13 protein-coding genes are annotated in these 15,018 nt (G+C 63.7%); 5 read left to right on the forward strand and 8 right to left on the reverse strand.

From position 1 onward, the window contains the following. Window positions 1–229: 229 nt before the first annotated feature. The 6 genes from codA to ACN0X6_RS01950 all read right to left on the reverse strand — a co-directional run bounded on the left by codA (window position 230) and on the right by ACN0X6_RS01950 (window position 7,570). Window positions 230–1,465 carry a cytosine deaminase gene (gene codA / locus ACN0X6_RS01925; RefSeq protein ID WP_417701615.1) on the reverse strand — a complete coding sequence of 412 codons (1,236 nt, stop codon included), beginning with the start codon at window positions 1,463–1,465 and terminating at the stop codon, window positions 230–232. 11 nt (window positions 1,466–1,476) lie between these two features. Then, on the reverse strand, window positions 1,477–2,700 hold the full coding sequence (locus tag ACN0X6_RS01930) for a PucR family transcriptional regulator (protein ID WP_417701617.1): 1,224 nt from the start codon (window positions 2,698–2,700) through the stop codon (window positions 1,477–1,479). Further along, window positions 2,697–3,968: a cytosine permease gene (gene codB, locus ACN0X6_RS01935; protein WP_417701618.1), complete on the reverse strand. Its 1,272-nt coding sequence runs from the start codon at window positions 3,966–3,968 to the stop codon at window positions 2,697–2,699. The genes ACN0X6_RS01930 and codB overlap by 4 nt, the downstream gene beginning before the upstream one ends. A 300-nt stretch (window positions 3,969–4,268) precedes the next feature. Next, window positions 4,269–5,801: a Fic family protein gene (locus tag ACN0X6_RS01940; RefSeq protein ID WP_417701620.1), complete on the reverse strand. Its 1,533-nt coding sequence runs from the start codon at window positions 5,799–5,801 to the stop codon at window positions 4,269–4,271. Between the two features lie 348 nt (window positions 5,802–6,149). Then, window positions 6,150–6,623: a MaoC family dehydratase gene (locus tag ACN0X6_RS01945; RefSeq protein WP_417701622.1), complete on the reverse strand. Its 474-nt coding sequence runs from the start codon at window positions 6,621–6,623 to the stop codon at window positions 6,150–6,152. Further along, window positions 6,620–7,570, reverse strand: coding sequence for a lysophospholipase (locus ACN0X6_RS01950; protein WP_417701624.1), 951 nt, complete (start codon window positions 7,568–7,570; stop codon window positions 6,620–6,622). The genes ACN0X6_RS01945 and ACN0X6_RS01950 overlap by 4 nt, the downstream gene beginning before the upstream one ends. Between ACN0X6_RS01950 and ACN0X6_RS01955 the strand changes: the two genes are divergently transcribed. The 3 genes from ACN0X6_RS01955 to fadD1 all read left to right on the forward strand — a co-directional run bounded on the left by ACN0X6_RS01955 (window position 7,562) and on the right by fadD1 (window position 11,572). Continuing rightward, window positions 7,562–7,813, forward strand: coding sequence for a hypothetical protein (locus tag ACN0X6_RS01955; protein ID WP_417701626.1), 252 nt, complete (start codon window positions 7,562–7,564; stop codon window positions 7,811–7,813). The two genes, ACN0X6_RS01950 and ACN0X6_RS01955, sit on opposite strands and share 9 nt — an antisense overlap. Then, window positions 7,803–9,491 (forward strand): long-chain-fatty-acid--CoA ligase FadD2, encoded by a 1,689-nt coding sequence (gene fadD2, locus ACN0X6_RS01960; RefSeq protein WP_417701628.1) that lies wholly within the window; start codon window positions 7,803–7,805, stop codon window positions 9,489–9,491. The genes ACN0X6_RS01955 and fadD2 overlap by 11 nt, the downstream gene beginning before the upstream one ends. A 392-nt stretch (window positions 9,492–9,883) precedes the next feature. Further along, a complete protein-coding gene (fadD1, locus tag ACN0X6_RS01965; protein WP_417701629.1) occupies window positions 9,884–11,572 on the forward strand; it encodes a long-chain-fatty-acid--CoA ligase FadD1 in 1,689 nt (562 codons plus the stop codon). 118 nt (window positions 11,573–11,690) lie between these two features. On the opposite strand, the gene ACN0X6_RS01970 is transcribed toward fadD1, so the two are convergent. Then, window positions 11,691–12,866 (reverse strand): cyanate transporter, encoded by a 1,176-nt coding sequence (locus tag ACN0X6_RS01970; protein ID WP_417701631.1) that lies wholly within the window; start codon window positions 12,864–12,866, stop codon window positions 11,691–11,693. Beyond that, complete coding sequence (locus tag ACN0X6_RS01975; protein WP_417701632.1) at window positions 12,863–13,765, reverse strand: DMT family transporter; 903 nt, start codon at window positions 13,763–13,765, stop codon at window positions 12,863–12,865. The genes ACN0X6_RS01970 and ACN0X6_RS01975 overlap by 4 nt, the downstream gene beginning before the upstream one ends. Before the next feature lie 85 nt (window positions 13,766–13,850). On the opposite strand from ACN0X6_RS01975, the gene ACN0X6_RS01980 reads away from it, so the two are divergent. After that, a complete protein-coding gene (locus tag ACN0X6_RS01980; RefSeq protein ID WP_417701634.1) occupies window positions 13,851–14,354 on the forward strand; it encodes a MarR family winged helix-turn-helix transcriptional regulator in 504 nt (167 codons plus the stop codon). 438 nt (window positions 14,355–14,792) lie between these two features. Further along, a complete protein-coding gene (locus ACN0X6_RS01985) occupies window positions 14,793–15,014 on the forward strand; it encodes a hypothetical protein (RefSeq protein WP_417701636.1) in 222 nt (73 codons plus the stop codon). Window positions 15,015–15,018 lie beyond the last annotated feature (4 nt).

Consider the following 15,018-nt stretch of genomic DNA (forward strand, 5'->3'; position numbering starts at 1 on the left):
GTCCAGTATCGCCAAGCAGGACGCCGAGCGTCCCAGGTGCAGGTGCCCACGCAGAGCGTGGGTACCATCACCATTTCTGCCTGATCGCTCCCACGCTCCGCGTGGTAGCACAGTCCAGGACGCTCTGCGTCCGCTGCGGTTCGGGCAGCGTCCAGTATCGCCAAGCAGGACGCCGAGCGTCCCAGGTGCAGGTGCCCACGCAGAGCGTGGGTACCATCAATGAAGGTGATCAGGCGCGCTCGATACTGGCCGGCGTGCGGCGCATCAGTACCTTGCCGTGGCGCACCGACACCAGCGCATGGCCCTGGCTGCGCACCATCTCGTAATCGTCCGGCGCCGAGAGAATCAGCAGGTTAGCCGGACGCCCCACTTCCAGGCCATAACCTTCACCCAGGTTCAGCGCCCGCGCCGAGTTGTCGGTGATCAGGTCCAGGCTGCGCTTGAGGTCTTCGTAGCCGAGCATGTGGCAGATGTGCAGGCCGGCTTCGAGGATGCACAGGATGTTGCCATTGCCCAGCGGATACCAGGGGTCGACGATGGAGTCCTGGCCGAAGCAGACGTTCATCCCGGCGCGGTCGATCTCCGCCACGCGGGTCAGTCCACGGCGTTTCGGGTAGGTGTCGAAGCGGCCCTGCAGGTGGATGCTCTCGGTGGGGCAGGAGATGAAGCTGATGCCGCTCATCTTCAGCAGGCGGAACAGCTTGGAGCAGTAGGCATTGTCATAGGAGCCCATGGCCGTGGTGTGGCTGGCGGTGACCCGCGCGCCCATGCCGCGTACGCGGGCTTCCTCGGCCAGCACCTCGAGAAAGCGCGACTGCGGGTCGTCGGTCTCGTCGCAGTGCACGTCCACCAGGCAGCCGGTGCGTTCGGCCAGGTCCATCAGAAACTTGATCGACGATACGCCCTGGTCGCGGGTGTTCTCGAAGTGCGGGATGCCGCCGACCACGTCGGCGCCCAGCTCGATGGCCTGCTCCATCAGCGCGCGGCCACCCGCGTAGGACTCGATGCCCTCCTGCGGGAAGGCGACGATCTGCAGGTCGATCAGGTGGCGGGTTTCCTCGCGCACTTCGAGCATGGCCTTGAGCGCGGCCAGGGTCGGGTCGGTGACGTCGACGTGGGTGCGCACGTGCTGGATGCCGTGGTCGACCAGCATGTCGATGGTCTTCCTGGCGCGGGTCTTGGTGTCTTCATGAGTGACCAGCGCCTTGCGCTCGGCCCAGCGCTCGATGCCCTCGAACAGCGTGCCGCTCATGTTCCAGGCCGGCTCGCCGGCAGTGAGGGTGGCGTCGAGGTGGATGTGCGGCTCGACGAAGGGCGGCACGACGAGATTGCCGGCAGCGTCCAGATCGCCTTCGGCGATGGAGTGCAGCGTATGTTGGACGTCGATAGCGGCGATGCGCACGCCGTCCAGGGTGATGCGGTGCAGGCCGTCGCGGCCGCGCAGGCGGGCATTGTGGATGATCATCAGGTTTCCTCTCAGGCAGGCGACGACAGGCGCCGGATCAACAGCGCAACGCTGATGTTCAGGCGGTCGTGCGGGTCTTCGAACGAGCAGCCGGTCAGCGCCTCGATGCGCTGTAGACGGTAGCTCAGGGTATTGCGGTGAACGTTCAGGCGCTGTGCGGCCAGGGCCAGGTTGCCGTTCTCGGCGAACCAGGCTTCCAGCGTCGGCATCAGCACGGGTTGGTGGCGCGAATCGTCGCCGATCAGCGGGCCGACCACGCGCTCGACGAAGCGATCGAGCAGGCTGCGGTCGCGGATCGCGCCGAGCAGCTCCAGCACGCCCAGCTCATTGAAACTGCACAGGCCCAGGCGTTCGGGAAAGCGCTGCGCCACGGCCAGGGCCTGGCGCGCCTCCCCCAGGCCCTGGGCGAAACGCGGCGCAGCGCAGCCGGCGCTGCCCAGGCCGAGAAACAGCCGCAGCGGGCCGAGTTGCGGGCGCAGTTCGTCGAGCAGCGCGGTCATGGCCTGGCGGTTGCGGGCTTCGGCCTGGCTATCGGGGCAGGGCAGCAGGGCGATCCAGTGACGGCCCTGGCTGACCAGCGGCAGCGCGTCACCGAGTTCGCCGATGCTCTGTTCCAGGCGCCGTTGCAGCAGTTGCTGGCGGCTCTGCAGCTGGCGCTCGGCGTCTTCATCAGGCAGGTCGCCGAACAGTTGCTCGCTGCCGTCGAGACGCAGCAGCGCTACCTGACGCGGTACGTGCAGCGCCAGGCCGAGGCTGTCGCCGCGTTGCAGCAATACGTCGAGCGATTGGTAATCGCCGTCGAGCACCTGCTCCAACACGTGCTGGCGCGAGCGGCCGAGCTGCTGCGCCTGCACCAGGGCGGTGCCGATGGCCTGGGTGACCACCACCATCTTCAGCGCGTAGGGCTGCTCGATCAGCGGCAGGCCCAGGCGCTCGGCCTCTGCGATGACGTGGGGCGGGATGGCCTGGATGAACTCGGCGCCGGTGAGAATGACCAGGCCGGCGGCCACACGCTCATGACCCTCACGCACCAGGCGCAGCAGGTTGGCCTCGTCGCGCGGGTGGTTGATGCCGGTGACGAAGATCAGCTCGCCGCCCATCACCCAGTCGGCGATGCCTTCGTTCTCGGCCACGTAGGGCCAGCGCACGGCGTTGTCGCGCCCGGCCTGGCCAGCACGCAGATGCATGCTGCCCAAGCCGGGCAGGGCGAGCACATCGGCGACGGTCAGGCTCACGCGCCAGCGACCTGCTGGCGGCCAGCCAGGGCCTTGTTCGCCTCGAACAGCACGACGTAGGCCAGGGCAGCCACGGCGATGCCCACCAGCGGCGCGACCCAGGGCGAGAAATAGGCGCTCAGCGCACCGATCAGGTAGGCACCCAGGCCGACCCAGTTGAATGCGGGCAGGCGCGCATCGGCCAGTTTCGGGTAGCGCGCGCGGTGGCCGTAGAAGAAGTCGGCCATGATCACGCCGCCAATCGGCGGAATGATCGAGCCGAGCAGGATCAGGAAGGGAATCAGCATCTCGTACATGCCACCGATGGCCAGCAGCGTGCCGATGGCCGCGCCGGCCAGGGTGACGGTCTTGCGCTTGCCGGTGCGCAGCAGGTTGCAGCCGGCGGCGGCGAAGTTGTAGATGGTGTTGTCCTGGGTGGTCCACAGGTTGAGGAACAGCATGATCACGGCAGCCATGGACAGGCCCTGCAGCACCAGCACCTCGACCACGTCCGGTTGTTGATAGACGATGGCGCCATAGGCACCGGCGACGATCATCAGGCCATTGCCGATGAAGAAGCCGAACAGGCTGGCCAGCACCGCGACGCGCCCGCTCTTGGCGAAGCGCGTCCAGTTGGTGGCCTGGGTGGCGCCACTGACGAAGGTGCCGAACACCAGGGTAATGGCCACGCTCAGGCTCATGCTCTCGGATGGTTCCACCGCGAGCAGGCCGGCGAGGCCGCCGATATCACGGGTGGCGATCCACAGCGAAGCCACCAGCAGCACCAGCATGGCCGGCACGGCGACGCGCGAGAGCAGATCCAGGCCCTTGTAGCCGACGAAGGCGGTGAGGCAGAAACCGAAGCCGAACAGCACCATCAGTGGGATGGTCAGGCTTTCGGGCAGGCCGAGGATTTTCACCAGGACGATGGCGATGGTCGCCGTGCCCCAGGCGTACCAGCCGATCTGGGTGAAGCCGAGAAGCATGTCGGACAGCTTGCTGCCCACCTCGCCGAAGCAGAAACGGCCCATCAGCACCGAATTCAGCCCGCTGCGGCAGGCGATCAGGCCCAGCACGGCGGCATACAGGCCGAGCAGCAGGTTACCGATCACCGCAGCCCAGAGCAGGGTGGTGAAGTCGAAGGCCATACCGATCTTGCCGCCGGCGAACATGGTGGCGGTGAAGAAGGTGAAACCGAACAACAGGATGGCGGTGGAGAACAGCCCTTTGCGCGCGCCATTGGGCACCTCGCTCAGGGGGTAATCGCTATCGGGGGGGACGTTGCTCATGGACCTGGCTCCGGTATGGATGGTGAAGCCTTGGTGAAAGCAGGGGACGTGCCAGAAATCAGCGCAGCAGGCCGCTTGGCAAGGTGGTCAAAGGTTTTTGTGCGAAATGCACAAAGAAACGCACTAATAAAGCGAAGGATCGCTCAAGATTTGTGAGTGTAGAACAGAAGTGGTGCGCGACGCTGCTGTCGCGCACCAGCTTGCAGCGGTTTTTTTGCGGCTATAGGCGCTGGCCTGGCGTGAAGACTGTGCCGGTCTAGCCTTTTGGCTACCTATCAGCCACTCAATCCCCAGAGAAGCCTACTGCAGGCGATCCAATGTCACCTCCGATTCCGGTTCTTCCGGCGCATGCAGGTCGGCGTAGATGTTCTCTGCCAGCGCAATATCTTCATCCGTCAGGTGCTGGAACACGCTCGTCCGCTTACGCTTGGAGACACGCCCGCTGTTCTCGTAAATCACCGCGATAAGCAGCTCAAGGTCCCGGTTCGACAGGTCCAGCTCGCGATTCATCTGCTCTTTGAATCTATCGCGGCGGACGAGATGGTTGACCTCATCACGCATGAGTCCATCCAGAACTCGTGCAGCGCTTTTATTGACCTCGCCCTGCAGATCAGTGAAGTCCAGGTGGGCGAACAGATGGGCATGCGCCTCATCCAGTTCAGGGTCGCTGGCCAAGTCCTTCCGACGGTACTGCGTAGCGCTAAGTAGCCGCCGTGACAGTGCGTCGAGCGTGCCGATGTAACTGTCCAGGTTGACCAGAAGACCGGCAGAGATGGGCAGGATGATGCCCTGCAGCTTGAGGCCTTCATTGGCCAGGATGTCCTGCATGATGAAGCGGGACAACCGGCCGTTGCCGTCCATGAAAGGATGGATGTAGATAAAGCTGTGCGCGATCGCGTTTAGCTTCACTAGCGCTGGGGCATCACTGCGCATGACGCGCTCACGCATGACGAACCACTCTTCCATCATCTCAGGCACGGTTTCCGGCGCCGGCGGGATCAGGTGGATCAGATCGCCGCGGCCGAGCCAGTTCTGCAGATGCCTGTATGCGCCAATGGACGGATCGGGGCGCCCCGTGCCTAGGGCTATCCGGTGGATGTCGAAGAGAAACTCCTCATCCAGCGGGCGCTGGCCCGCCTGTTCCAGCACACGGACAAAGCGCAAGACTCGATCAGGTGTTGGACGCTCATGCTCGATTTCATATGAGCTGCGAGTCTCGGTGGTCAGTAGGTACTGCGCCGCTCTGGCAATCTCGGTGACCGAGAAATCAACCATCTGGTCATGCATGCGCTCGACTATTTGTGCATTCAAAAGGCTGTCGTCTGCCCAGCCCCGGCGGCTAATCAGCGCTGAAAGCCGAGGTGTTCCCAGGAGATTCATCCGTACGCGATGCCTGCGCGACATCTCCTCTGGGCCGGTGAAATATTTCTCCGGTGGCAGCAGGTGCTCATAGGGAATGTTCTGGGCGGCGTCGGGCAGAGGCAACGGGTGGCCTGCAATGTTCTCGCAGATATACCAGAGCCGGCGCAGATAGCCGCTGGCTGGCTTCCCAGCGATTGCAGCAACCAGGTCATCGCGGACAGCTGGAATCTGCAAGGCGCGCTCCAGGACGCCCAGATTTACCCCTTCGTACGAGAGTGCAAAGAGCATCTGGTCGATGGGGCGTTGCTCTCTGGCGTAACCCTTGGTGAAGACCTCTACGTTGACACCACCAGCGGACTGAGAGAGCGCCTGGCGCGAGCCTATGACGCACTCACGATCAAGCGGCACACAGCGAAGATCGAGGGCGTTGATCAGCCAGCTGTATCCGGCTCGCTCAATGGGATTTCGCATGGCGAATTTCCTATAGGAAACGCGAGAAAACTATAATTCATACGGTCTTCTTGTAAAAACTTATAGTCAACTGCCCAGGCCATGAGCACCAAAGAGCTTACGAGGGAGGCGAGACAGACTACCGGTACTGCCTAAAGGCTCTCCAATATCGCGCCGCAGGTTGGTCTGATCGACGCGGATGCTGTCAATCACCTCACATCTTTAACACTCCACCACTGAAACGGCTCGTACCTCACTTCGGCTTGAGGACAGTGCTGCTTCGTTTTCAGGTCGAAGGCGGCGTTCATGTTCATGGCAGCCGCTTCAATTTGTGGTGCCAGGGAGACCTGGCCCAGCCGTTCGTAGGCGTTACGTAACAACAGTCACCTGCGGCATCGGCGGCATGCTCACGGTCTGCTCGCTCGCCGGGGCGAGCACTTCGGCTTCGCCGTCCACTACCTGCTTGCCGTCCTGGTTGTACACGCGGGTGGCGATGCGTACGCGGTTCTTCGGCAGTTTTTCCAGCACTTCCAGCTTCACGGTCAGGGTGTCGCCGAGCTTCACCGGACGGGTGAACTTGAGCTGCTGGCCGAGGTAGATGGTGCCCGGGCCGGGCAGGCGGCAGGCGATGGCAGCGCTGATCAGCGCGCCGGTGAACATGCCATGGGCGATGCGCTCCTTGAACATCGTCTCGGCGGCGAAGGCGGCGTCCAGATGTACCGGGTTGTTGTCGCCGGAGACGGCGGCGAACAGTTGCACGTCGCGCTCTTCCACGGTTTTCTCGAAGGCCGCTTGCTGGCCGACGCTGAGGGCTTCGTAAGGGATATTGGTGACCTGAGTCATGGACACTCCTTGATTGGGCTTCGACCCTGGCTCAGCGCCTGCTGCAGCCAGTCGATCAGGTGGGCGGTGACCTCGTCGCGATTACTCTCGTTGAGCAGCTCATGACGGGCCTCGGGATAAATCTTCAGTTGCACGTCGCGCACGCCGGCCTCGCGCAGGGCGCCAGCCAGATCACCCAGGCGCTTGCCGTCGCTGACCGGGTCGCGCGAGCCGCCAATGACCAGCAGCGGCAGGTCGGCATCGATCTGCGCCAGGTTGCTGGTCGGGGTGATGCGCTGCAGGCCATCGAGCAGGTCGCACCACAACTGCGTGGTGCAGACGAAGCCGCACAGCGGATCGGTCACGTATTTGTCTACTTCCGCCGGGTCGCGGCTGAGCCAGTCGAAGGCCGTGCGGTTGGGCTTGAAAGCCTTGTTGAATGAGCCGAAGGAGAGAAAATCGATGACCTTGCTGCGCCCCTTGGGGCCCAGGCGCCAGCGCTCGAAGCCGGCGATCAGTCTGGCGGCCTTGTACAGCGCCACGGGTTGGTAATTGGAGCCGCAGAGCACGGCGCCCTGCAGGCTGCAGCTATGGCCCAGCAGATAGGCCATGCCGATGTAGCTGCCCATGCTGTGGCCGAAGAGGAAGATCGGCGCATGCGGGTGCTGCTGGCGAATGTGGTGGTTGAGGGTGGACAGGTCGCCGACCACCTTGCTCCAGCCGTCTTCATCAGCGAAGTGGCCAAGGGTGCCGCGTTCAGCGGTGGCTCCATGGCCGCGCTGGTCCAGCGCGTAGAGCGCGAAGCCTGCTGCGACCAGGGCTTCGGCCAGGCGTGCGTAGCGCAGGCTGTGCTCGGCCATGCCATGGGCCAGCATGACCGCCGCGCGTGGCGGCTCGTCGCCATACCAGTGATTGACCTGCAATGGCGTGCCATCGCTGGCGTTGATAACGAAGGCGTCGTGGCGCATGGCGAATCCTTGTGCCGGGAGTTGGCGGCATTGTGCACCCTGGCCGTCATCACGCAAAGCACCGTCGAATTTCCATCGAGCCGCAAAGATCGGTTACGAATCACTACATTTATTGCGAAATTCAGCCCATCAATGACGCCTTCGAGCTATTTGCGGCGCCGCTCTGAACTGCTACTTTCCGGGCAGTCCCGCACCGCGGGCCAGATCACTTCAGGGGAAGAGGACAAGAACAATGCAACCTGATTTCTGGAACGACAAGCGCGCGCCCGGCGTGCCCAACGATATCGACCTGTCCAGCTACAAGTCGGTGATCGAAGTATTCGAGCGCTCATGCAAACGTTTCGCCGACCGTCCGGCCTTCAGCAACCTGGGCGTCACGCTGACCTATGCCGAGCTGGATCGTCTCTCCGCGACCTTCGCCGCTTACCTGCAGAAGCACACCGACCTCAAGCCGGGCGATCGTATCGCGGTACAGATGCCCAACGTGTTGCAGTATCCGATTGCCGTGTTCGGCGCCATGCGCGCCGGGCTGATCGTGGTCAACACCAACCCGCTGTACACCGCGCGTGAGATGCGCCACCAGTTCAAGGATGCCGGGGTGCGTGCGCTGGTGTACCTGAACATGTTCGGCAAGTTGGTGCAGGAAGTGCTGCCCGATACCGAGGTCGAGTACCTGATCGAAGCCAGGATGGGCGACATGTTGCCGAGCCTCAAGGGCTGGCTGGTCAACACCGTGGTGAAGAAGGTCAAGAAGATGGTGCCCGACTACCATCTGCCCCAGGCCATTGCCTTCAAGCAGGTGCTCAAGCAGGGCCACGGTCAGACGCTGACACCGGTCAAGGCCGGTCACGACGACATCGCCGTGCTGCAGTACACCGGCGGCACCACCGGCGTGGCCAAGGGCGCCATGCTCACCCACGGCAACCTGGTGGCCAACATGCTGCAGGTGGATGCCTGCCTGGCGCAGCTCGGTGAAGATGGCACGCCGCTGATGAAGCAGGGCCAGGAGATCATGATCGCGCCGCTGCCGCTGTACCACATCTATGCCTTCACCGCGAATTGCATGTGCATGATGGTCAACGGCAACCAGAATGTGTTGATCACCAATCCGCGCGACATCCCCGGCTTCGTCAAGGAGCTGGGCAAGTGGAAGTTCTCCTCGCTGCTGGGGCTGAACACCCTGTTCGTCGCGCTGATGGATCACCCCGAGTTCAAGAACCTCGACTTCTCCAACCTCAAGGTCACCAACTCCGGTGGTACCGCGCTGGTCAAGGCGACTGCCGAGCGCTGGCAGCAGATGACCGGTTGCACCGTGGTCGAAGGCTACGGCCTGACCGAAACCTCGCCAGTGGCCAGTACCAACCCCTACGGCGACAAGGCGCGCCTGGGCACGGTCGGCATTCCGGTGCCGGGCACGGCGTTCAAGGTGATCGACGACGACGGCAACGAGATGCCACTGGGCGAGCGCGGCGAGCTGTGCATCAAGGGGCCGCAGGTGATGAAGGGCTACTGGCAGCGTGAGGAAGCGACCGCCGAAGTGCTCGACGCCGAAGGCTGGTTCAAGACCGGCGACATCGCCGTGATCGACGCCGACGGCTTCGTGCGTATCGTCGACCGCAAGAAGGACATGATCATCGTCTCGGGTTTCAACGTGTACCCCAACGAGATCGAGGATGTGGTCATGGCCCACCCGAAAGTCGCCAGCTGCGCGGCCATCGGCGTGCCGGACGACAAGTCCGGGGAGGTGGTCAAGCTGTTCGTGGTGCCGCGTGACGGCGGCGTTACCGTCGAGGAGCTCAAGGCCTACTGCAAGGAAAACTTCACCGGCTACAAGGTGCCCAAGCACATCGTGTTCAAGGACTCGCTGCCGATGACCCCGGTCGGCAAGATCCTGCGTCGCGAGCTGCGCGACATCGCCTGACCCAAAGCCCCTCCCCGGTGTTGGGGGAGGGGCTTTCCCGCCTCGGCTGCCATCGCGCCGTGCAATTGTTGTGATTTAGTAACGACCTTCGCGTGTTTCATGCAGCCCAGTGCTGCATCACCGGCAGAGACGAGCTAGGCTCTACGCGCTGCAAGATGCGAGCTAGAGGCTTTTCGCGGGTTCACGAAGATAAGGATCGTATGTGACTGCGAGGCCTCTTTCGGTCACTTTTGCGACTCTTGAGCCCATGTTTGGTGCTGGTCGGCCTCTGGCAAAGCTGCTACTCTCGGCGCGCTTCCGGGCCCCTGTGCCAGCGGGAAAGCGAGCTATACACACAACAAACAACCGCCCTCGCGCGGTGAAGATCAGCTGTTGCTTAGGAGTGGGCTTCCATGACCGAAAACTTCTGGAAGGACAAGTATCCCGTTGGGGTTGCTGCCGAAATCAATCCCGATCAGTACCCGAGCATCCTCGCGGTACTGAAAGAGTCCTGCCAACGCTTCGCCGACAAGCCTGCTTTCAGCAACCTGGGCAAGACGCTCACCTATGGCGAGATCTACACGCTGTCCGGTGACTTCGCGGCCTATCTGCAGAAACACACCGATCTCAAGCCCGGCGACCGCATCGCCGTGCAACTGCCCAACGTGCTGCAGTACCCGGTCGTGGTATTCGGTGCCATGCGCGCCGGCCTGGTGGTGGTCAACACCAACCCGCTGTACACCGCGCGGGAGCTGGAACACCAGTTCAACGACTCCGGCGCCAAGGCGCTGATCTGCCTCGCCAACATGGCCCACCTGGCCGAGCAGGTGGTGCCCAAGACCGGCGTCAAGACGGTGATCGTCACCGAAGTCGGCGACATGTTGCCGACCTTCAAGCGTCTGCTGGTCAATGCCGTGATCAAGCACGTGAAGAAGATGGTGCCGGCCTACAACCTGCCCAAGGCGGTCAAGCTCAACGATGCCCTGGCCAAGGGCCGTGGCCAGAGCTTCAGCGAAGCCAATCCGAACAATGGCGATGTCGCCGTGCTGCAGTACACCGGTGGCACCACCGGCGTGGCCAAGGGCGCGATGCTCACCCATCGCAACCTGGTGGCCAACATGCTGCAGGTCAAGGCGCTGATGGGCGCCAACCTCGATGAAGGCTGCGAGGTGCTGATCGCGCCGCTGCCGCTGTACCACATCTACGCCTTCACCTTTCACTGCATGGCGATGATGCTGATCGGTGGCCACAACATCCTGCTGACCAACCCGCGCGACCTGCCGGCGGTGGTCAAGGACCTGGCCAAGTACCGCTTCACCGGTTTCGTCGGCCTCAACACCCTGTTCGTGGCCCTGTGCAACAACGAGGATTTCCGCAAGCTGGACTTCTCCAGCCTGAAGCTCACCGTCTCCGGCGGTATGGCCCTGCAGCTGGCAACCGCGGAGCGTTGGAAGGACGTCACCGGCTGCGCCATCTGCGAGGGCTTCGGCATGACCGAGACCAGCCCGGTGGCCACGGTCAACCCGTTCAGCGCCATCCAGCTCGGCACCATTGGTATTCCGGTGCCCTCGACCCTGTGCAAGATCATCAACGACGATGGTCAGGAACTGGCCATCGGCGAGATCGGCGAGCTGTGCGTGAAGGGCCCGCAGGTGATGAAGGGCTACTGGCTGCGCCAGGACGCCACCGACGAAATCCTCGATGCCGAAGGCTGGTTGAAGACCGGCGACATCGGTCTGATCCAGGAAGATGGCTACCTGCGCATCGTCGACCGCAAGAAGGACATGATTCTGGTGTCCGGCTTCAACGTCTACCCGAACGAACTGGAAGACGTGCTGGCGACCCTGCCCGGTGTGCTGCAGTGCGCTGCCATCGGTATTCCGGACGAAAAATCCGGCGAAGCGATCAAGGTGTTCGTGGTGGTCAAGCCGGGCGAGAGCGTGACCAAGGAGCAGGTGATGGAGCACATGCGCGCCAACCTCACCGGCTACAAGGTGCCCAAGGCCGTGGAATTCCGCGACGTGCTGCCGACCACCAACGTCGGCAAGATCCTGCGCCGCGAGCTGCGCGACGAAGAGTTGAAGAAGCTGGGCAAGAAGTGATTCGAGCCCGCTGATGAAAACGCCACCTTCGGGTGGCGTTTTTCATTGCATCAGCTTCGTAGGGGGCGCCTCTGCCCCGCGCCAGGCCACCAGCAGTGCGCCACCAGGGTTTTGCGGGCTACAGGCTAAGGATAGGGCGGGTTTGGAACCGCCCACTGCCAGGGGCGAAGCGCGCCGCCATGGCCATCAACACGAGCGTGGCGACGGCCATGGTCAGCCAGCTCAGGCGCAGGTCGTCGGTGTACTGACGGAGCAGGCCGGCCAGGAATGGAGCCGTGGCGGCGATCAGGTAGCCGCCGCCCTGCACGAAGGCCAGCAGGTCGCCGGTCTGGCGCGGATCATCCAGATGATCCTGGGCCACCACCAACGACAGTGGGAACAGCGCGCCGATGCCGATGCCCAGCAACATGCAGATCGGCACCACCAGTTGCAGCGGTGCCAGCATCAGGCCGAGCAGCCCGGCCAGCAGCGCCAGCAAGACCACCGCCAGCAGAACGCGTCGATCCGGGTAGCGTGGCAGCAGGCTCGATGCCATCAGGCCGGCGACTACTTCGCAGAGCGTCAGCGCAGCCAGCAGCAGGCCGCTGGCCTGTGCGCTCCAGCCCAGCGAGGTGTAGTAGGGCGGCAGCCATGCCAGCACCAGCGTATAACCGGCGGTGCCGATGCCGAAGAAGCTCATCAACAGCCAGGCCCTCGGCGAGCGCCAGACATCCAGGCGTGGCAGCTCGCTCGAGGTTGCGACTGCCTGCGCAGGTGCCGCGCGGCGCCACAACGCAGCGGCGAGCAGAGCGGGCAGTGCCCAGCTCGCCAGCGCCCACGACCAGCCTATCGACTGCGCCAGCCAGGGCGTCAGCGCCGCACCGAAGGCCGCGCCGCCCATGATCGCGCAACTGTAGAAACCGATCAGGCGGCCGCTGTCGGCGGCGAAGCGCGACTTGATCAAGCCCGGCAGCAGTGCCTGGACGAAGGCGATCCCGGCGCCAGCCAGCAAGGCGGTGGCGATCAAGGTGCTGGAATCCGGCAGCACGCCGCGCAGCAGACAAGCGAGGGCGATCAGCAGTACGCCGAAGAGAATCCCGTTGCGCTCGCCGAGGCGCTGGCGCAGCAGGCCAGCGGCGAGGGCGCCGAGACCCATGATCACCACCGGGAGGCTGGTCAGCAGGCTGGCGCCGATGTGATCCAGGCCGCTATCGAGCTGGATGCGGTCGAGCAACGGGCCGATGGCCGCCAGCACCGGGCGCAGATTCAGGCCGAGCAGGACGATGGCGATGAGCAGCAAGGTCTGGCGCTTCATGCTTGTGCCTCCTTCGCCCCGCGCCAGGCCACCAGTAGCACACCGCCGACGATGCACAGCGCTGCCAGCAGCATCGATAAGCTGCCCTGTTCGCCGAGCAGACCGATGGCGATGGCCGCGCCAGTGATCGCTGCCACCGAGCCGATCTGGCTGAGAAACACCGTGCCGGCCAGGTTCTGCAGGACGAAGAACAGCGCATAGACCGCCGCGAACAACAGCATCTGCACGATCAGCAGGGCGACTGCCGCAGGGCTTTGCATTCGCGGTGCGAGGTCGACGCCGAACAGGCCCAGCGGCACCAGCAGCAGTGCGCCGCCGAGCAGCATGCCGGGGGCCAGGGACAGCGGGCTGGCACCCGCTGGCCAGTAGCGGGCGCGGTAGATGTTGCCGAGCGCCAGGAACAGCGGCACACAGAGCGCCGCCAGCACCCACAGCAGGGGACTGTCACCGGCGTTGAGCTTGCCCAGGGCCAGCAACAGGCTGCCGACCAGGCCGATGCAGATGCCCAGCAGGCGAATACGGCTCAGTCCTTCCATGCGCAAGGCCAGGGCGAGCAGGTAGGTGATCAGGGGCGGGAAGGCCAGGCACATCGAGGCGAAGCCGGCGCCGACATGGCCAATCGAGCTGAACAGCAAACCGTTAGGCACGGCGATGCTGAGCAGTCCCGAGGCCAGGTAATAGCCCAGCAGTCCGGGGCGGGTGCCGGGACGCTCGCCGCGTATCCAGGTGAACAGCAACAGCAGCAGACCGCCGCCCAGCAGGCTCCAGAGCAGGTAAGCCATGGCCGGCCAGCCGACGTTGCCGGCCAGTTTCACCAGGTTGCTGGTCAGCCCCATCAAGGCGCCTATGGCCAGCAACAAGGACAAGGCGAGAACAGGACGAAAATGGGAGCCGGACATGCAGCTGTCTCCTGAGAGTGAATGCGTTAGGATGCAAACATTCTTTTTGAAAAGTATCTTGATGGCAAGATAAATCGAGGGTGATATGCAAGACCGTGCACAATTGGCTGCCGAACAGTGGCTTCGACAGCGGCCGGATCTGGATGGTTTTTCCATGGCGGTGATCGGCCGCCTGGGCGAGCTCAGCCAGGTGATCACGCGCGATCACCTGCTGCCGTTCTTCACCGCGCACGGCCTGCAGGCCGGCGAGTTCGACCTGCTCGCGACCTTGCGCCGCTCGGGCGAGCCCTATGCGCTGATGCCCACGGCGTTGTACGAGAGCGCGATGATTTCCTCGGGCGGCATGACCAGTCGCATCGACCGTCTGGAAAAGGCCGGGCTCATCGAGCGACGCAAGCATCCCAGCGACCGCCGTGGCGTGCTGGTGGCGCTGACCCCGGCCGGCTTCGAGCTGATCGACGGCATCCTGGCGGCCCACGTGGCCAACCTGCAGCGCGTGCTTGCAGGGTTGACCGCCGAGGAGCAGCGCGCGTTGCATGAATTGAATGGCAAGGTGTTGGCAGGGTTGGCTGAGCGAGACGGGGAGTAGTTGTGTTGATGGCTCCCACGCTCCGGCGTGGTAGCAAGCTCGTGACGCTCTGCGTCACAACACAGCACGCAACCTCCCATGGTGGACGCTGGAGCGTCGAGGGCTGCATTCCCACGCAGAGCGTGGGAACGATCAACGCAAGCATCCCAGCGACCGTCGATGGCTCCCACGCTCCGGCGTGGTAGCAAGCCCGTGACGCTCTGCGTCACAGCACAGCGCGCAACTGCCCGTGGTGGACGCTGGAGCGTCGAGGGCTGCATTCCCACGCAGAGCGTGGGAACGATCAAAGGCAGGGGTGATGTCGATGGCTCCCACGCTCCGGCGTGGGAGCAAGCCAGTGACGCTCTGCGTCACAGCACAGCGCGCAACCGCCCGTGGTGGACGCTGGAGCGTCGAGGGCTGCATTCCCACGCAGAGCGTGGGAACGATCAAATACCGATGCCACTCATCGGCATGCTCGTCGCGTGGTTGACGTTGATCTACGCCAGCTTTGGCTATCGCGCGCCGAACAACCCGATGGTAATTGGCATGTTCACCTTGTCTGCACTGCTGATTGCCGCCTCCGTGTACCTGGTTCTGGACATGGATATTCCCTTCCATGGGCCGATACAGATATCAGACGCACCATTGCGCAGAGCCCTGGCGGAAATGCAGATGTAGCGCG

This window comes from Pseudomonas sp. (genome assembly GCF_048269965.1).
Taxonomy (GTDB): Bacteria; Pseudomonadota; Gammaproteobacteria; order Pseudomonadales; family Pseudomonadaceae; genus Aquipseudomonas.